Source organism: Micrococcus sp. 116 (assembly GCF_902506395.1).
Lineage (GTDB): Bacteria > Actinomycetota > Actinomycetes > Actinomycetales > Micrococcaceae > Micrococcus > Micrococcus luteus.
On the sequence record NZ_LR732370.1, the window covers coordinates 1,883,187 to 1,902,037 of the forward strand.

The 18,851-nt window shown below is 71.3% G+C and carries 14 protein-coding genes; 5 read left to right on the plus strand and 9 right to left on the minus strand.

The features are described from left to right. Positions 1-163 precede the first annotated feature (163 nt). The 5 genes from purB to CITRIK5_RS08740 are packed head-to-tail and all read left to right on the plus strand — an operon-like array spanning position 164 to position 6,345. A complete protein-coding gene (purB, locus tag CITRIK5_RS08720; protein WP_100058530.1) occupies positions 164-1,597 on the plus strand; it encodes an adenylosuccinate lyase in 1,434 nt (477 codons plus the stop codon). Between the two features lie 38 nt (positions 1,598-1,635). Then, a complete protein-coding gene (locus CITRIK5_RS08725; protein ID WP_010080078.1) occupies positions 1,636-2,817 on the plus strand; it encodes an ATP-binding protein in 1,182 nt (393 codons plus the stop codon). Positions 2,818-2,874: 57 nt separating this feature from the next. Then, positions 2,875-3,786, plus strand: a complete 912-nt coding sequence (locus CITRIK5_RS08730) for a trimeric intracellular cation channel family protein (protein ID WP_020625000.1) — start codon at positions 2,875-2,877, stop codon at positions 3,784-3,786. Positions 3,787-3,811: 25 nt separating this feature from the next. Further along, positions 3,812-4,804 (plus strand): trimeric intracellular cation channel family protein, encoded by a 993-nt coding sequence (locus CITRIK5_RS08735; protein ID WP_010080076.1) that lies wholly within the window; start codon positions 3,812-3,814, stop codon positions 4,802-4,804. After that, positions 4,801-6,345 carry a DUF1846 domain-containing protein gene (locus tag CITRIK5_RS08740; RefSeq protein WP_095353726.1) on the plus strand — a complete coding sequence of 515 codons (1,545 nt, stop codon included), beginning with the start codon at positions 4,801-4,803 and terminating at the stop codon, positions 6,343-6,345. Before CITRIK5_RS08735 ends, CITRIK5_RS08740 begins: the two co-directional genes overlap by 4 nt. A 120-nt stretch (positions 6,346-6,465) precedes the next feature. Here CITRIK5_RS08740 and CITRIK5_RS08745 read toward each other — a convergent pair whose 3' ends face one another. The 9 genes from CITRIK5_RS08745 to CITRIK5_RS08785 form a co-directional block, all read right to left on the minus strand. Next, positions 6,466-7,446 carry a hypothetical protein gene (locus CITRIK5_RS08745; protein ID WP_095353725.1) on the minus strand — a complete coding sequence of 327 codons (981 nt, stop codon included), beginning with the start codon at positions 7,444-7,446 and terminating at the stop codon, positions 6,466-6,468. 215 nt (positions 7,447-7,661) lie between these two features. Beyond that, positions 7,662-9,137 carry an aldehyde dehydrogenase family protein gene (locus CITRIK5_RS08750; protein ID WP_100057625.1) on the minus strand — a complete coding sequence of 492 codons (1,476 nt, stop codon included), beginning with the start codon at positions 9,135-9,137 and terminating at the stop codon, positions 7,662-7,664. Between the two features lie 228 nt (positions 9,138-9,365). After that, on the minus strand, positions 9,366-10,298 hold the full coding sequence (locus CITRIK5_RS08755) for an HNH endonuclease (protein ID WP_100057624.1): 933 nt from the start codon (positions 10,296-10,298) through the stop codon (positions 9,366-9,368). Positions 10,299-10,612: 314 nt separating this feature from the next. After that, positions 10,613-11,611 (minus strand): LD-carboxypeptidase, encoded by a 999-nt coding sequence (locus CITRIK5_RS08760; RefSeq protein WP_362323809.1) that lies wholly within the window; start codon positions 11,609-11,611, stop codon positions 10,613-10,615. Between the two features lie 85 nt (positions 11,612-11,696). After that, on the minus strand, positions 11,697-13,277 hold the full coding sequence (locus CITRIK5_RS08765; protein ID WP_233569938.1) for a long-chain fatty acid--CoA ligase: 1,581 nt from the start codon (positions 13,275-13,277) through the stop codon (positions 11,697-11,699). A gap of 39 nt (positions 13,278-13,316) precedes the next feature. Further along, positions 13,317-14,498 (minus strand): acyl-CoA dehydrogenase family protein, encoded by a 1,182-nt coding sequence (locus tag CITRIK5_RS08770; protein WP_087113629.1) that lies wholly within the window; start codon positions 14,496-14,498, stop codon positions 13,317-13,319. Positions 14,499-14,544: 46 nt separating this feature from the next. Next, positions 14,545-15,396: a CoA transferase gene (locus tag CITRIK5_RS08775; RefSeq protein ID WP_044658735.1), complete on the minus strand. Its 852-nt coding sequence runs from the start codon at positions 15,394-15,396 to the stop codon at positions 14,545-14,547. After that, entirely contained in the window at positions 15,393-17,570 is a 2,178-nt protein-coding gene (locus CITRIK5_RS08780; RefSeq protein WP_100057819.1) for a 3-hydroxyacyl-CoA dehydrogenase NAD-binding domain-containing protein, read from the minus strand. Before CITRIK5_RS08780 ends, CITRIK5_RS08775 begins: the two co-directional genes overlap by 4 nt. Before the next feature lie 46 nt (positions 17,571-17,616). After that, the gene (locus CITRIK5_RS08785; protein ID WP_100057820.1) at positions 17,617-18,831 is read right to left on the minus strand and encodes an acetyl-CoA C-acetyltransferase; all 1,215 of its coding nucleotides are present in this window, start codon (positions 18,829-18,831) and stop codon (positions 17,617-17,619) included. Positions 18,832-18,851 lie beyond the last annotated feature (20 nt).

Sequence of the window (18,851 nt, forward strand, 5' to 3'; positions counted from 1 at the left end):
CCGGGCGACGGCGACGTCAGCCACGGTAGGTCCACCGCGCCCCGGGCCACCGGGCGCGTCCGCATGTTGCACTCGATGTTGCACTCGCCACCCCGTCGCGGTCGAGGACGGACCCGGTCGTCGCCTTCGGCGGGCGTCCGCGGCGCCTGCCAGAATGGGGGCCATGACCTCGCAGCCCGCGCCCGCGTCCACCGCCCACCGCCGTTCCCTCGCCGAGGCCGGCATCGCCCTCGGCCCCCTGGACGGCCGCTACCGTGCGGCGGTGGAGCCGCTCGTGGAGCACCTGTCCGAGGCGGCGCTGAACCGCAACCGCATCCACGTGGAGGTCGAGTGGTTCATCCACCTGGCCGAGCACCGCGTGCTGCCGGGTCTCGAGCCGCTCACGACCGAGCAGCAGGCGGGCCTGCGGGCGATCGTCACGGACTTCGACGCGGAGTCCGTGTCCGAGTTGGCGGCCACCGAGAAGGTCACGGTGCACGACGTGAAGGCCGTCGAGTACTTCATCGCCGGCCGCCTCGAGGGGCTGGGCCTGGGCCGGCTGAAGCCGCTCGTGCACTTCGCGTGCACCTCCGAGGACATCAACAACCTCGCCTACGCGGTGGGCGTGCGCGACGCCGTCGAGCAGGTCTGGCTGCCGGCCGCCCGCGCCGCCGTGGCCACCGTCTCCGCGATGGCCGCCGAGGCCGCCGAGACCCCCATGCTCTCCCGCACGCACGGCCAGCCGGCCACGCCCACCACGCTGGGCAAGGAGATGGCCGTGTTCGTGCACCGCCTGAGCCGTCAGACCCGGCGCATCGCCGGCCAGGAGTACCTGGGCAAGATCAACGGCGCCACCGGCACCTACGCCGCTCACCTCGCCGCCGCGCCCGACGCGGACTGGCCGGCCCTGTCCCGGTCCTTCGTGGAACACCTCGGCCTCACCTGGAACCCGCTGACCACCCAGATCGAGTCCCACGACTGGCAGGCGGAGCTGTACGCCGACGTCGCGCGCTTCAACCGGATCCTCCACGGCTTCTGCGTGGACGTGTGGAGCTACATCTCCATCGGCTACTTCGCGCAGATCCCCGTGGCCGGCGCGACCGGCTCCTCCACCATGCCGCACAAGGTGAACCCGATCCGCTTCGAGAACGCGGAGGCCAACCTCGAGCTCTCCTGCGCCCTGCTCGACTCGCTGGGCGCCACCCTCGTGGAGTCCCGTTGGCAGCGCGACCTCACGGACTCGACGTCGCAGCGCAACATCGGCGTGGCCCTCGGCCACTCGGTGCTCGCCCTGACCAACGTCACCAAGGGCATGGGCCAGCTCCAGGTGGCCGAGTCCGTGCTGGCCGAGGACCTCGACGCGAACTGGGAGGTGCTCGGCGAGGCCGTCCAGACCGTGATGCGCGCCGAGGCGATCGCCGGCGTCGAGGGCATGGACAACCCCTACGAGCGCCTCAAGGAGCTGACCCGCGGCCACCGTGTGGACGGGGCGCGCATGCGCGAGTTCGTGCAGGGCCTCGGCCTGTCCGAGGGTGCCCAGGCGCGCCTGCTGGAGCTGACCCCGGCCGGGTACACGGGCCTCGCGGCGCGCCTGGCCGCCGAGTTCGGCGGGCGCTGACGGGTCTGCCGAACAAAAAAAACAAATACGATGTGAGCATGCGCGATCCCGTGCCCTGCCCAGACCAGCCGAACAGCCCCTTCACGCCGGGGTACGGGCGGCGTCCCCTCGTGTTCGGCGGCCACGAAGACCTGCTCCGCGACATGGGCAGAGTTTTCCAAGACCATGACTTCGGCGAGAACCAGTCCGTCCTCCTGTCCGGGCTGAGGGGCGCCGGAAAGACCTCCATGCTGCAGCGGATCGAAGACCTCGCCCGAGATGCTGGTTGGCTCGTGATCAGCGAGGATGCCAGCGCGGGCCTCCAACGCCGGCTGGTGGAGAGCACGTTGCCAGACGTCGTGAATTCCCTACCCCGGCAGACCAAACGTGAGCTCAAGGAACTGGGGCTCTGGCACTTCTCCGCCGCGTGGGAGGTCACAGAGCGTCCCTCTCGTCCACTCATGCGCAATGATCTGGTGACCGTTGCCCAACATGCCGGGGTGCGCGGAATCCTCATCACGATCGACGAGGTCTCCTCGGGCAAGACGCGCCTGCGAGAGGTCAGCGCCGTCGCACGGGAGATCTCCCATGCCATCAGCCGCGGAGCAGACATCGTCGTGGCATTCGCCGGCATCAAGGTCGACCTCGACGAACTCGTACGGCAGGAGCACACGACCTTTCTCCGCCGCTCCCGGACCGCCGACTTCCACCGACTTTCCCCGAAGGAGACCCGCCACGTCCTCGCGGAGACGGCACGCCTCGGCGGCCGGGAGTTCACCGCAGAAGCCCTGGAGATGCTGATCGCCGCGGCCCAGGGCTACCCCTACCTCGTCCAGCTGCTGGGCGACTACGCGTGGCGACACCGGCCGAACCAGCCCCGGATCGACCTGTCTGCCGCCGAGGCAGCCCGCGCCCGGGGGCTGCAGGCGGTGATGGACCGCGTGCTGTCAAAGGTCTTCAACGACCTCTCCGCCAAGGATCAGGAGTTCCTCCGCGCCATGGCTGTCGACGAGGAGCGATCCCGCATCGGCGACATCACCGCGCGCCTCGGCTCCTACAGCCAGTATGTGAATCAGTATCGGAACCGACTCATCGACAGCGGCTACGTGCAACCGGACGGACACGGGTACCTCCGCTTCGCCCTTCCCTACCTCGGCGCCTACATCCGCTCTCTGACCGACAGGGGCCCGGCGTCGGCTCCGGACGACGACTGGAGCGCCTACCCGCCTCCCCTGACATGACGGGCGCCGGCCCGGGCTGCGGGGACACCACAGGAGCGTCCCCGCTACCGTGACCCCATGCTGACCTGCTCCGTCGCCGTCTGGCTGCTGACCACGTCCCCCAAGAGCCCGGAAGAGCTCCAGCGCGACCTGCCCTCCGCCGTCGACGAGACCGGCCAGGTGGCCGAGGCCGTGACCCAGATCGTCACGGCGGTGGACCTGGTGGGCGTGTTCTTCTTCGCGATCTCCGGCGCTATCCTGGCCGTCCGGAAGGGGTACGACATCGTCGGCTCCCTGCTGCTGGCGCTCATGGTGGGCACCGGCGGCGGCGTGATCCGCGACCTGATCGTCAACCAGGACGTCCCGGCTGCCTTCCGCAACCCGTGGTACCTGATCCTGCCGGTGCTGGCGTCGCTGGCCGTGTTCTTCAAGGTCCTCGACGGCGAGCGCGGCAAGCACGCGGTGATGCTCGTGGACGCGGTGGGACTGGCCGTGTACTGCGTGGTCGGCACCCGGATCGCGCTGCTCGGGGGGCTCTCCCCCGTCTCGGCCGCGGTGCTCGGGCTCGTGACGGCGGTGGGCGGCGGCCTGCTGCGAGACGTGGTGGCGGGCGAGCCCCCGGCCGTGTTCGGCGGGCGCGGCTGGTACGCCGTGCCGGCGCTGATCGGCGCCGCCGCCACCTCCGCGCTGGGCCAGGCCGAGCTGCTGAGCATCTACACGATGCTCGCGGTGATGCTCGTGGTCCTGGCGCTGCGCGTGGTCTCCCTGCGCCGGGAGTGGATGGCCCCGGGCGCGGAGATCACCGGGGAGACCCAGCGCCAGCGCATGGACCCGGACGACGCCCCGCCCGTGCCGGACGTCCGGGACCAGGGCAGCCCCGACGACCCGCCGCGCGAGAGCGGCCAGGAGCCCACCACTCCCACCCCGCAGGTCGAGGAGAATGGCATGGACCGCGCCGTCGAGGGCGACGACGCCGCCTCCCGCCGCTGACCCCTCCCCCTGGAAAGGAGCCGCCGTGGCCCTGCCGCAGCTGTTCGCCGAGCTGGCCGACGTCCCCTGGCTGCTGACCGCCCTGGACCTGGTGGGGGTGTTCTTCTTCGCGGTCTCCGGCGCCCTGCTGGCCGCACGCAAAGACTTCGACCTGGTGGGCTCCGTGGCGCTGGCCCTGCTGGCGGGCCTGGGCGGCGGCATCACCCGGGACATCGTCCTGGACCGGGGCCTGCCGGCGTCGCTGCAGGACCCGATCTACCTGGCCCCGCCCGTGCTGGTGTCCCTGCTGGTGTACGTCAAGGCGATCCACCCGAACCGCCTGAACCTGACGATCACGCTGTTCGACGCGGCGGGCCTGGCCCTGTTCACGGTCTCCGGTGTGATGATCGCCCACGCGATGGGCGTGCACCCGGTGTCCGTGGTGGTGGTGGCCACCGTGGGCGCCCTCGGCGGCGGCGTGCTGCGGGACATCGTGGCCAACGAGGTGCCGTCCATCTTCGACCCCCGCGGCGTGTACGTGATGCCCGCCGTGGTGGGAGCGGCCGTGGCGGAGCTCGTGGCGCAGCGCGGCGCCCTGAACGCGTTCACGGGCTTCCTGATCGCGCTGCTCATCTTCACGGTGCGCATGCTGGCGTACCGCTACCAGTGGCGCCTGCCCGGCGCGGACGTCAGCCAGGACAGGGACCAGCTGGACCGCCTGCGCCGGCTCGCGGAGCAGGCGCACGCGCGGGCCGTCCGACGCGCGGCCCGCGCGCGGGAGCGCATGCCGCTTCCGGTGTTCGGCCCCGCCGAGGAGGACGAGGGCCGGGTGCGCGTGGCGGACTTCGACCCGGACACACAGGCCATCACGGTGGTGGACCAGGCCTCCCACCAGTCGGTCCGGTACCACCCGGAGACGGGCGTCATGGACGTCACGGACCTGCGCACCGGCCGCACCCGCTCCTACGACGACCCGGAGACGGACTGGGTGGCGGACACCGGCTCGGCCGATGAGACGGGCTATGCTGGAGGTCCATGACCGGCACCGCTGACAGCGTCCCCACCATGGCCACCGCCGCCGCCGCGGCCACCCACCCGATCGGCTTCGACCGCGCGAAGTACATCGAGCTCCAGTCCCAGCACATCCAGGAACGCCGCCGCCAGATCGGCGGGAAGCTGTACCTGGAGATGGGCGGCAAGCTCTTCGACGACCTGCACGCCTCCCGCGTCCTGCCCGGCTTCACCCCGGACAACAAGATCGCCATGCTGGACCGCATCAAGGACGAGACCGAGATCCTGGTGTGCTTCAACGCCAAGGACCTCGAGCGGAACAAGGTCCGCGCGGACCTGGGCATCACGTACGAGGACGACGTCCTGCGCCTCGTGGACGTGTTCCGGGAGCGCGGATTCCTGGTGGAGCACGTGGTGGTCACGCAGCTGGAGGACGCCAACCACCGTGCGCTGGCGTTCCTCGAGAAGCTCGAGCGCCTCGGCCTGAAGGTGGCCCGCCACCGCGTGATCCCCGGCTACCCGCACGCCATGTCCACGATCGTCTCGGAGCAGGGCTTCGGCGCCAACGAGTGGTCCGAGACCACGCGGGACCTCGTCGTCGTGACGGCCCCCGGCCCGGGCTCCGGCAAGCTGGCGACGTGCCTGAGCCAGGTGTACAACGATCGGCAGCGGGGCATCCCGGCCGGCTACGCGAAGTTCGAGACGTTCCCCATCTGGAACCTGCCGCTCGAGCACCCGGTGAACGCCGCCTACGAGGCCGCCACCGTGGACCTGGACGACATCAACCTGATCGACCCGTTCCACCTGGCCGAGTACGGCGAGCGGGTGACGAGCTACAACCGCGACGTCGAGGTGTTCCCGCTGCTGTCCGCGCTGCTGGAGAAGGTCACGGGCACCACCCCGTACAAGTCCCCCACGGACATGGGCGTGAACATGGCCGGCGCGGCGATCGTGGACGACGAGGTGTGCCAGGAGGCCGCGAAGCAGGAGATCATCCGGCGCTACTACAAGGCTCAGGTCAACGAGGCCCTGGAGGGCGCGGACGACACCGAGTCCGAGCGCGTGGCCCTGGTGATGTCCAAGCTGGGCCTGAGCTCGGAGGACCGCCCGGTGGTGGGTGCCGCGCAGTTGGTGGCCGAGCGCACCGGCGAGCCCGGCGCGGCCGTGCAGCTGGCGGACGGCACCCTGGTGACCGGCAAGACCTCGGAGCTGCTGGGCTGCTCCGCCGCGGTGCTGCTCAACGCCCTCAAGGTGCTGGCCGGCATCGAGGACGACGTGCACCTGCTCTCCCCCGCCTCGATCGAGCCGATCCAGACGCTCAAGACCGTGCACCTGGGCTCCAAGAACCCGCGGCTGCACACGGACGAGGTGCTGATCGCGCTGTCCGTGTCCGCGGCGACCGACGAGAACGCGAAGGCGGCCGTCGACCAGCTGGCGAGCCTCGAGGGCTGCGACGTGCACACGACGACGATCCTCGGCTCCGTGGACGAGGGCATCTTCCGGTCCCTGGGGATGCTGGTGACGAGCGAGCCGAAGTTCCAGAAGAAGGGGCTGTACCGGAAGCGGTGAGGCGGGGCGGTTCTTGCGACGAGCCTTGCGATATGGCCCCTTCCGGGGCGTTTTAGGGGCCATATCGCAGGGCTCGTCGTCCCGTGATGGCAGACCACGACGCCGGCGCGCGCCGCCGCCTCACTCCCCCGGCAGTCCCGGCGGCAGCACCGCACCGCGACGGGTGGCCTGGCGACGCATGAGACGGGACAGGTCCCCGACGAAGCGGGGCCAGCCACCGCGTGTGAAGACCTCGCCCGCGACCCAGGTGACGGCCCAGTCATCGGCTTCAAGACCGCGCCTGCGCGCCCGATCCCGCTGCCACTGAGCCCGATCCGTACGGTGCTGGTCGCCGTCGAACTCGAGGCACAGCCGCAGTTCTTCCCAGGCCAGGTCCACGCGGACCGTCTCCCCGGAGCTCAAGCGGATCGGGGGATTCACCTGAGGCTCGGGGAATCCCGCCTCGTGGAGCCGATGCCGTAGCCGCGATTCCGGCGGAGAGTCCGCGCCCGTGCGCAACAGGTCCAGTACGGCGCGGGCCCGCACGATGCCGCGGACGTTCTTCCGTGCGTGCGCGAGACGCCGCATCTGCTCCACCGTGGTGGCCCGGGCAGGTAGGTGACCGAGACGGCGCGCCTCCGCCCCGTGCGGTGACGGCAGCAGGCTGTCCCCAGCGACCACGAGGTCCTCGACAGAGAGGTGATGGGCGAGGTCCACCCAGGTCCAGGCGGGGCTGGTCAGGCGCAGACCCCGGTACTCGATCACGGGTGCGTCCGGCTGGAGCTGGTGCATGACCAGGCCCGGCCGACTCGTCCGTCCTCCGCGGCCGCGCTCCTTCGCGAGATGGACCCGCGGATCCTCGAGCAGCTGGCCCGGGATCCACATCCCCCAGATCCGTGCGGCCGTGGCGTGGGAGAACACCCCCGAGGGGTTCAGCGACTGGACGGCGCGCAGATAGTCCGTCCACGTGGCCTCGACATCCCGGCTCATGCGCAGGCCGTGGCCGACCGGGGCCAGGTCCGGTGCGCGGAGCCGGGCGCGGCTCAGGCCGGCCGCTCTGCCCTCCGGGACGGTCAGGATCGTAGGAAGCGATGTGGCGAGAGGAGCGAGGGGTCGCGGCATGCGATCAGGCTGGTGCTCCGCGCTCTCCCGTGGAGCGCGCGGAGTCCGACCTGTGGACCACGGCCCGGCCGCACGCACCTGTGCAGGAGACTGTCCAGCCCGCTCCACCCACCCCCCTGTGACGAGCCCTGCGATATGGCCCCTACCCGCGGGTTTTAGGGGCCATATCGCAGGGCTCGTCACTCAGCAGGGGGTCTTCGCGGAGCCGATCTGGGTCAGCCCAGGCGCGTCACGCCGATCGTGTGGTCGGTCGTGAACTCCTCGATGGCCCACTCGCCGTTGAAGCGCCCGAGCCCCGAGTTCCGTGCGCCGCCGAAGGCCACGTGGGCCTCGTCCTGCACGGTCATCTCGTTGATGAAGCTCATGCCCGCCGCCAGTCCGTCCGCGAAACGCAGCCCGCGGTCCAGATCCTGCGTGAAGACGGCCGAGGAGAGGCCGTACTCGTGGTCGTTGGCCAGCTCGAGCGCATGGGCCTCGTCACGGGCCTTGAGCACCACCGTCATGGGGCCGAAGATCTCCTCACGCGCGATGTCCATGTCGGCCGTGGCGTCCACCCAGACGAAAGGCGGCACCACACGGCCCTGGATCTCGCCGCCCACGAGTGCCCGGGCACCGTCCGCCTCCGCCGACGCGATCTTCTTCCTGAGGCTCTCGACCTGGGAGTCGTTGATGATCGGCCCCACCAGGACGCCCTCCTCAGCAGGGTCGCCGACCTTGAGCGCCTTCACCGCGCCCTCGTACTTGGGGAGGAACTCGTCGTAGACGGACTCGTCCACGATCACGCGCTGCACCGACATGCAGATCTGCCCGGAGTGGAGGTAGCCGCCCTGCACGGCCTGGTCGACGGCGGCGTCGAGGTCGGCGTCGTCGAGCACCACGAGCGGCGCGTTCCCGCCGAGCTCGAGCGCCACCTTCTTCAGGGTGTCCCCGGTGACGGCGTTCGCGGCCACCTGTTTGCCCACGGCGGTGGAGCCGGTGAAGGAGATCAGGCGCGGCACGGGGTGGGTGACGAAGGCGTCACCGATCTCGGAGCCGGAGCCCACCACGACGGACAGCACGCCGGCGGGCAGTCCGGCCTCCTCGAAGACGCGGGCGATCAGGGTGCCGCCCGTGACCGCGGTGTCCGACGCAGGCTTAAGGACCACCGCGTTGCCCAGCGCGAGCGCGGGAGCCACGGAGCGCTGGGACAGGTGCAGCGGGAAGTTCCACGGTGAGATGACCCCGACGACGCCGACCGGCTTGCGGTATACGCGCGTCTCGCGGTTCGGCGTGTTGGAATCGAAGATCTTCCCGTGCACGCGGGTAGGGAAGCTCGCTGCCTCCTGGGTGATGGCGATCGCGAGGCTGACCTCGGAGTCCGCCTTGATGCGGGTGGAGCCGGCCTCCTTCACGAGCCAGTCGATGACCTCGTCGCGGCGCTCTTCGAGGATCTCGGCCGCACGGCGCAGGACAGCGGCCCGGTCCTTCGGGGGCGTGGCGGCCCACTCCTCCTGGGCCGCGGCGGCGGCGCGGTAGGCCTCATCGAGGTCCTCCGCGGTGGCGAGGTTGAACTCGGCGACGACGTCGTCGGTGTAGGGGTTGATGTCCGACGCGCGGTCACCGGTGGCGCCGTCACGCCACTGGCCGGCGATGAACTGCTGGTCCACACGGTTGCCGTGGAACGTGGCGGGGGTGGAGGTCGTGGGGGTCATGAGGTGCTCCTCTCTCAGCGGGGCATTCGAGAATGGAACACCTAGTTCACCCGCATGGGTGGGGGGCTTGGCGAGACCTTGGGGCCACCGACGAGAGAGGGGACAAGCTCGAGCCCCCGGGTGCCGTCACCGAAACGGGCTCTCCCCGGCGCATCTTCGTCGCCGCCATGGTTGCTCCCCGTCCCCGGCACGTCACAGCCCGCGGATCATCCTCACGGCCGAGCCGCATCAGGCGACATCGGCGACAGTGGCCTCCCGGAAGCGCTCGTATGCCCACGCCAGATTCTCACGGGACGGGCGGTCCGCCCGCCGCGTGGGCAGCTTCATGAGTTGTCGCCCGTGGAGGTCCTGAAGTCCGTGCCGCAGCATCGGCCCATCTACCTCGTCCAAGAGATCTTGTCGGATCTCCACGGTGAAGTCAGGTGTGATGCCCAAGAAGTGATTATCGAAAGCACCGTGGTGGATCCTGCACATGGCCAGGCCATTGACCACGGTCGGCAGACCATGCACCTCACGATCCGGAACAATGTGAGCGGCATCCAGCAATTCCGGATGCGCAAAATTGCAGACCGCGCAGTGGTTGTCGTAGGCGGCCAGCACGGTGGAACGGAAATGCGGCTGGTGAACGCGGATCTTGACCTCCCGCCTCAGATACCGCTTGAGAGACGCCTCCAGAACAGACTCATGCATGAGTTCCGGCGAATAGTCCTCCGGCTCCATCGGCGCAAAGACGATTTGGTGTCGTTCATCCTCGCGTCCTACAACGTAGACCGGGGCCACCACTTGAAACCGTGCTGGACTCATGCCCACGCCGACGAACCAGATCAGCGGGAGGCCGCGCTCGTATGCCCGGAAGAGCCCCTGGTTCGCTGGGAGACGGGGATTCGTGCCCTGCCACTTGTAGCGCATGAGGCCGTCGTCGCCGATTTCATCCTCGTAGGGACGGGCATGACCCTTTGGGCGATACACCGTGTAAAAGGAAAGCGCGGCATCAAACCCCGCCGGCTTGCGGATTCCGTTCTGCGTAGAGATCAGCGGGAACGGCTCCCCGTTCCACCGGAAGTCACCGATGTCCTCCCGGGTGAGCGGTACCTGGCCATCGAGCGAACGCATCTTCAGCCACTCAATGGCAGCTTCACGCAGCCCTATCGGTTCACTCATGGGAGTCCTTGCTCGCGAGCGCCTCAGACACGGACGCCGTCTATGCCGCACCGTACCAAGCACGGCCCCGCATCGGGCTTGGCCGCACCGGGCCACGCTGCCGAGGATGGTGTCGGGCTCGAGCAGGCCGTGCCGGGTCGGCAGCCCGACGACGGCGCTGGGCCGGGCAGGTTCAGGGTGATGGTCAGGACGGAAACGCCGTCCAGCGCAGAGCTGAGGTCCATGCCCATGGTGGGCACGGGGCGTGGCGCGCCGGGCTCGCGGGCCTGGCTGTGATGTGCATCTTTCTGGGTGTTGGGTCGCGGCGCCTGTTCTCACCCGTACTCCGCCCACACCCGCCTCGCCTCACCGTCCACCGTCATCACGCCGCCGTGCGGCAGCACCCACTGCGGCCGCGTGTGGCCGAACGGCACGCCCACGCACACCACCGCGTCCGGGTTGTAGCGCCCGACCTCCTCCACCACCACATCACCCTGCTCCGCGCGCAGCCGTGCCCGCTCCTCCGCACCCCGCGGCGCCTCGAAGGAACTCGTCGGCGGGCGGGCCGCCAGCACGGCGTCCACGGCGCCGAGCACGCCGCCCTCCCCTAGGATCCGCAGCAGCCGCCGAACCTCGCCGGCGTTCGGCAGCTCCTCGCTCGTCTCGATGAGCAGCACACCACCCTCGAGCGCCGCCATGTCCGCAGGCCCGCGGCCGGCCGCCATCACCCACGGCAGCACCTCGAGGCAGCCGCCCCACGTCCGGCCGGTCACCGCGCGCCGCGGCCCGGCCCAGCGCCACGGTGAGGCGCCCTCGCCGACGCCGCGCGCGCCGTCGTCGTGCGGGCCCGGCACCGGCTCGCGGGTCCCGAACTCGGTGAGCGCCCGCGGGTCCAGCCAGTCGACGCCGTGGTCCTCCGACTCCCCCGGCTCCGTGATCTCCAGCCGCCCTCCTGTCAGGAGGGCGGCCCGCAGGGACGCGGCGTGCACCTCGTCCACAGCCGGCCCCGGCCCCAGGTGCACCTGGGTGGACCCGCCGTAGAAGCTCGCCACGCCGTTCGCCCACAGCCACTGGTGCAGGTTGGTGTTGTCGCTGTAGCCGAGGAACGGCTTGGGGTCCGCGCGCACTGCGTCCGCGTCCAGGTGTCCGATCACGGTGATCTGGTCCTCCCCGCCCACCGTGGCGATCACCGCCCGGATCTGCGGGTCCGCGAACGCCGCGTTCAGGTCCCGCGCCCGGTCCTCGGGACTCGCCCCGAGCTGCCGGGTGGTGGGGTACTCGACCGGCACCAGTCCGGTCACCTCGGCCAGGCGGCGCATCGCCTGCTCGTGCACCGCGGGAGCGTAGCGAGAGGCCACCTGTCTGTCGTTCCTCTCGCTCAGACCAGACGACCTGCGCCCAGACCGCCCGGCACGCCCCTCACCCCTGACGCAGCTCGCGACGCAGGATCTTGCCCGTGGCGTTCTTCGGCAGCCCGTCCAGGACGGTCACCTCCCGCGGCTGCTTGTAGCGGGCCAGACGTTCGGCCGCGAACGCCTGGAGCTCCTCCCCCGTGACGGCGCTGCCCGGGGCCAGCGAGACGAAGGCGGCGATCTCCTCGCCCAGCCGCTCGTCCGGCACACCCACCACGGCGGCCTCGACCACGTCCGGGTGCTCGTAGAGGACCTCCTCCACCTCGCGGGGGTACACGTTCATGCCGCCGCGGATGATCACGTCCTTGAGCCGGTCCACGATCATCACGTACCCGGCCTCGTCCCGGCGGGCGATGTCCCCGGTGCGGAACCAGCCGTCCTCGTCGAACGCCGCCTCCGTGTCCTCCGGGCGGCCCCAGTAGCCGGCCATGATGCCCTCACCCCGGATGCGCAGCTCACCGGAGGTCTCGAGATCCTCCTCGGGCACCTCGGTGCCGTCCATCGCCACGATCCGGAACTCGAAGCCGTCCACCGGCCGGCCCACGGTGCCCGGCCGGGTCGGCGCATCCACGGGGTTGAAGAAGCACGCGCCCGCGTTCTCGGACAGTCCGTAGCCCTCCAACACGGGCACGCCGAACAGCTTCTCCGCCGCGCGCAGCGTCTCCACCGGCAGGCTCGCACCGCCGGAGAGGGGCATGCGCAGCCTCGAGAAGTCCGCCGGCTCGGCCCCGGCCTCACGACGGGTCCGGGCCACGGAGAGGAACGCCCCGTGCATGGTGGGCACGCCGGGCAGGAACGTGATGCCGTGGTCCTGCAGCTGGTCGTAGGCGGCCTCCGGCACGAACCGCGGCATCAGGGACAGGGTGGACCCGGCGAACACCGCCCCGTTGAGCACCACCGAGAGCCCGAACACGTGGAACATCGGCAGCGCCGCGAACACGACGTCGTCCGGGCCGAGCCGGCCCAGGCCGGTCGCCGTCGCCATGGCGTTGGAACGCAGGTTCGTGTGCGTCAGCCGGGCACCCTTGGGCCGCCCCGTGGTGCCCGAGGTGTAGAGCAGGACGGCGTCGTCGTCGGGGTCGCGCGGGGTGATCTCCGTGACCGGGGCGATGCCCTCGGCGGCGCGCTCCCGCCCGACCGCTTCGAGGTCCAGGGTGACCACCTCGACGTCGACGTTCCCGGCCACCTCGTCCACGGCCGGCAGCCCGGGCATGGCCCAGAGCACGCGCGCCCCGGAGTCCTCGAGGAAGTACTCCAGCTCACGGGCCGTGAACAGCGGGTTGAGCGGCACCATCACCGCACCCAGGCGCATGAGCGCCTCGTAGACCGCCACGAAGGCCGGGACGTTGGGCAGCAGCACGGCCACCCGGTCCCCCGGGCCCACCCCGCGGTGGCGCAGCCAGCCGGCCGTCGCGGCCGTGACCTGGTCCAGTTCGCGGTAGGTCATGCGGGCCTCGCCGATCCGCAGGGCCACGGCATCCGGCTGCCGGGCCACGGTGGCCGAGAGCAGCTCGGCCACATGACCCCGGCGCTCGGTGGGCCGGCCGTGGGTGGTCGCGGAGGTGTCGGGGGTCTCGGAGGTGGTCACGGTGGCTCCTGATCTGGTGGGGCGGTCGTCGGAGGGGGTTCAGAGGAAGGCGGAGTGACCGGTGAGGCCGCGGCCCACGATCAGCGAGTTCACCTCGTAGGTGCCCTCGTACGTGAAGATCGCCTCGACGTCGCAGAAGAACCGGCCGAGCCCGACGTCGGCGAGGATGCCGTTGCCGCCCATCATCTGGCGGCCCAGCGCGGCCGACTCGCGGCACATCTGGGAGGTCTTCAGCTTCACCAGGGAGGCCTGCGTCATGGACACCTCGCCGGTGGCCTCCAGCTGCACCGCCCGGTGCGCCATGCCCAGGGTGGCCGCCAGGTTGGCCGCGATCTGCACGAGCAGGGACTGCACCAGCTGATGCCCGGCGATCGGCCGGCCGAACTGAGTGCGCTCCAGCGCGTAGCGGCGGGCGGCGTCGAGGATGCCCTGCTGCGCGCCCACGGCCTGCCAGCCCAGGCCGTTGCGGGAGCCCAGCAGGATCACGTTGGTGTCCGCGAAGGTGTTGGCCTTCTCCAGCTTGTTCTCCGCCGGGATGCGCACGTCCGTGAAGGTGATGTCCGCGTTCTGGACGATCTTCACCGCGGTCTTGTGCTCGATCTTGGTGGCCTCGTAGCCGGGGGTGTCGGTCTCCACGATGAAGCCCTTGACCTGGTCGTCCTCCTCGTCCCGGGCCCACACGATCGCGATGCGGGACATGGTGCCGTTGCCGATCCACCGCTTGGCCCCGTTGATCACCCACTCGTCCCCCTCTCGGCGGGCCGTGGTGGCCATGCCGCCGGCGACGTCGGAGCCGTGCTCCGGCTCGGTCAGCGCGAAGCAGCCGGTGTACTCCATCGCGTACAGGCCCGGCAGCCACGTCTGCTTCTGCTCCTCCGAGCCCAGGGCCTCCAGGGTGGCCCCGACGAGGTCGTTGTGCAGGGCGAAGTACACGCTGAGGGAGATGTCCGCGCGGGCCAGCTCGGCCATCAGGTGCCCGCGGAACAACGGGTCCTCGGTCATGCCGCTGATGTGGTTGTAGCCCAGCTCCCCGACGCGGCGGGCGATCTCGTGCGGGAACTCGTCCCGGCTCCAGGCCTCCGCCACGTGCGGGGTGACGATCTCGGCCAGGGCGGCGCGGATCTCCGTGAGCTCCTCCTGCTGCTCGGGCGTCAGGAGGCGGTGGTACTCGAGGACGTCGACGTCGATCAGCGAGCGGGTGCGGGAATCCGTGGTGGTCATGAGGGGCTCCTGGAGGTCGTTCGAGGGGGGTGCTGAGTCGTGGGGGTCAGGCGGTGGGGCTGGCCAGGGCGGTGAGCGGGATGCCCCGCTCCTCCCCCCATGCCTGCCAGTGGGCGGCGTCGTGCCGGGAGAGGGCCTCGGTGAGCTGCGCGCGGACGTCCCCGTCCGCGTCCAGCCCGAGGCCCTCGACAAGCGCGGCCGCGAAGTGCGGCTCGAGCGCGCCGACGGCCACATGGCCCTCGGCCGCCGGATACACCCCGTAGTGGGGCAGGGCCCCGCCCAGGGGGCTGCGCGGGCCCGTCATGCGGTGCCGGTTGGGCAGGGCCAGGGCGTGCGCCGCATCGGCGAGCGCCACCGTGGCATGCCCGCCGTCCCCGTCCGCGCCGCGGGCCCACAGCAGGGCCAGCGCGGCGGAGACGGCCCGCTCGGCACCGTGCAGATCCGCCGCGAGGATCCGCGGTGGAGCCCCCGGCGCCAGCAGGCCCGCCGCGGCCTGGTAGTTGATGTCATGGCCTGGCACGTCCGTGCGGTCCCCGTCGTATCCGGTGATGTCCACCTGGCAGATCCGCCGGTGGCGGGCGCGGACGGCGTCGGCGTCCAGGCCCAGCCGGCGCAGCGCCCCGGAGCGGTGGGAGGTGAGGAACACGTCCGCCTCGGCCAGGATCTGCTCCATCTCGGCAGCCCCGGCCTGGGACTTCATGTCCACGGTGCGCACCGACTGCCCGCGGTGCAGCTCCTCGTAGAGGGCCGGCACCAGGGTGGCCACGGGGTCCCCGCTGGGCGGGAGCACCGTGACGATGTCGGCGCCCAGCTCCTGCAGGCGGGCCGCGGCGACGGGCCCGGGCAGGTTCAGCGCGATGGTCACCACGCGCACCCCGGCCAGCGGTGCGGCGCTCATCGGCCCGGCCCCTCGCCTCGCTCGGCCAGCTGCCGGAGGGTGCCGCCGGGACGGAACCGCTCGCCGTAGCGGTCGGCCAGCTCGTCGGCGCGGGCCACGAACGCGGCCGGTCCGCCCTCGCGGTGCGTCATGAACGTCACTGGCCCACCGGTGTGCGGCGGGAAGCCGATGCCGAACACGCCGCCGAGGTTCGCCGAGGGGGCGTCGGTGAGGACGCCGTCGTCGAAGCAGCGGGCCGTCTCGATGGCCATGCGGTACAGCAGGCGGTCCTGCAGGTCCTGCTCGGGCACGTCCGCCCCGGTGGCGAAGTGCTCGGCCAGGCCTGGCCACAGGTGCTTGGGGCCCTGTTCCGGGTACTCGTAGAAGCCGGCGCCCTGAGCGCGGCCCGGGCGGCCGAACTCGTCCACCATGCGCTCCACCACGCGCTCGCCCGGACGCACCGGACGCTCACCGCCGGCCTCGGCGACGGCCTTCTCCTCCTCGCGGCGGATGTGCTGGATCAGGGTCAGGGAGACCTCGTCCATCATGGCCAGCGGGGAGGCCGGGAAGCCGGCGTGGCGGGCCGCCCGCTCGATCCGCTGCGCGTCCACGCCCTCCTCCACGAGGGCCGCGGCCTCGAGCACGAGCGTGCCGTAGACGCGGGAGGTGTAGAAGCCGCGCCCGTCGTTGACCAGGATGGGCAGCTTGCGGATCTGCTGCACCAGGTCGTAGGCGCGCTCCACCGTGCGCGGGGAGGTCTGCTCACCACGGATGATCTCCACGAGCTTCATCCGGTCCACCGGGGAGAAGAAGTGCAGGCCGATGAAGTCCTGGGAGCGCTCCCGCGGGCCCTGCAGCAGGGTGATCGGCAGCGTGGAGGTGTTGCTGCACAGCAGGGTGTCCGGGCCGACCACCTTCTCCACCTCGGCGAACACCGAGTCCTTGAGCTCGACGTCCTCGAACACGGCCTCGATCACCGCGTCCACGTGCGCGAGGTCCTGATAGTCCTCGGTGGGCTGCACGCGGGCCAGGACGGCGTCGGCGTCCTCGCGGCTCATGCGCCCCTTCGCCACGCGCCCCTCGAGGAGGGCGCCCACCCGCTCACGGCCGCGCTCGGCGGCCTCCAGGCTGACGTCCTTGAGCATCACGTCCACGCCGTTGAGCGCGAGCGCGTGGGCGATGCCCACGCCCATCATCCCGGCGCCCAGCACCGCCGCCGTGGTGATCGTGCTGCGCTCGCGGGAGGGACCGCCCAGGGCCGCGCCGGAGCGCAGCGCCTGCATGTCCGAGTGGAACGCCTGGATCATGGCGGAGGAGGTGTGGCCCGTCACGAGGGACACGAAGTACCGGGTCTCGATGCGCGAGGCGGTGTCGAAGTCCACCTGCGAGCCCTCCACCGCGGCGCTGAGGATCGCCTTCGGGGCGGGCAGGTCCGCGCCGTGGAGCTGCCGGCGCAGGGTGGCGGCGAACGCGGGCAGGCGGGAGGCGAAGGAGGCCTGGGCGGGGGTGCCGCCGGGGATCCTGAAGCCCTTGACGTCCCAGGGCTTCGCGGCGGCGTCGGCGTCGTCGCGGTGCTCCAGGATCCAGCGCTTGGCGGCGGGCACCAGGTCCGCGGGGTCGGTCACGACCTCGTCGATGATCCCCTTCTCCATCGCGGCCCGGGCGTCGCGGGCGGTGCCCTGCAGCAGCCACTCCATCAGGGCGCGCTCCACGCCCACCATGCGCACCAGGCGGGTGATGCCGCCGCCTCCGGGCAGCAGGCCCAGGGTGACCTCCGGGAGGCCGACCTTCAGCCCCGGGTCGTCCACGGCGATGCGCCGGTGGCAGGCCAGGGCGATCTCCAGGCCGCCGCCGAGCGCCGTGCCGTTGATCGCGGCGACCACGGGGCGGCCGAGGGTCTCGAGGCGGCGCAGCTGGCCCTTGACCCGCTGCGTCAGCGCGAACACGGACTCCACGTCCTCGGGACCGGCCTGGGCCAGGGAGCCCAGGTCGCCGCCGGCGAAGAAGGTCTTCTTCGCGCTGGTCAGGACGACGCCGGTCACCGTGTCCCGCTCCGCCTCCAGGCGGTCCACGACGGCGTCCATCGCGTCCTGGTACCGCTCGTTCATCGTGTTGACCCGCGCCTGCGGGTCGTCCATGGTCAGCGTGACGACGCCGTCGGCGTCCTGGTCCCAGGTGATCATGTGCTCACTCATGCCGGTGCTCTTCCTGCCGTGCTGGTCGGTCGGGTGGGTGGGGCGCTCAGACGCGCTCGACGATCGTGGCGACGCCCATGCCGGCGCCGATGCAGAGCGTGGCGATGCCGGTCCGCAGGTCGCGCCGCTCGAGTTCGTCCACGAGGGTGCCGAGGATCATGGCGCCGGTGGCCCCCAGGGGGTGGCCCATGGCGATCGCGCCGCCGTTGACGTTGGTCTGCTCCTCGGTCCAGCCCATCTCCTTCATCAGCAGCAGCGGCACGGCCGCGAACGCCTCGTTGATCTCCACGAGGTCGATGTCCGCGGCGGTCATGCCGGCCACCTCGAGGGCCTTGCGGCACGCCGGGGTGGGGCCGGTGAGCATGATGGTGGGCTCGGAGCCGACGACGGCGGCGGAGACGATCCGGGCCCGCGGGCTCATCCCGGCCCGCCGGCCGGCCTCCTCGGAGCCGATCAGCGTCAGCGCGGCGCCGTCGACGATGCCCGAGGAGTTGCCGGGGTGGTGCGGGTGCTCGATCTCCGCCAGCGAGCTGTACTTCTCCAGCGCCACGGCGTCGAAGCCCGCCTCCCGACCCAGCGCCTCGAAGGAGGGCTTGAGCGTGGCCAGGGTCTCCACGGTCGAGTCGGGGCGGATGGTCTCGTCCCGGTCCAGCACGGTCATCCCGTTCATGTCCCTCACCGGGACCACGGAGCGGGCGAACCGGCCCTCCTGCCACGCCGCCGCAGCACGACGGTGGCTCTGCGCGGCGAAGCGGTCCAGCTCTTCGCGGCTGAAGCCCTCACGGGTGGCGATCAGATCTGCGGAGACGCCCTGCGGGATGAAGTCGGTGGCCAGGGAGGTGGCCGGGTCCATGGCCCACGCACCGCCGTCGGAGCCCATGGGCACGCGGGACATGGACTCCACGCCGCCGGCCACGAGCAGGGACTCCCAGCCGGAGCGGATGCGGGCGGCGGCCTGGTTCACGGCCTCGAGTCCGGAGGCGCAGAACCGGTTCAGCTGCACGCCGGCCACGGTCTGTGGCAGGCCCGCCTTGAGGGCGGCCACGCGGGGCAGGACCGCGCCCTGGTCGCCCACCGGGCTGACGCAGCCGAGGATCATGTCCTCGATGTCGGCGGGGTCGAGCCCCTCATGGCGGTCGCGCAGCGCGTGGGTCAGGCCGACGACGAGGTCGATCGGCTTGACCTCGTGGAGGGAGCCGGAGGGCTTGCCGACTCCCCGCGGGGTGCGCAGTGCGTCGTAGAGGAAGGCGTCCTGGGTCACGGGGTCTCCTGGGGTTGGGG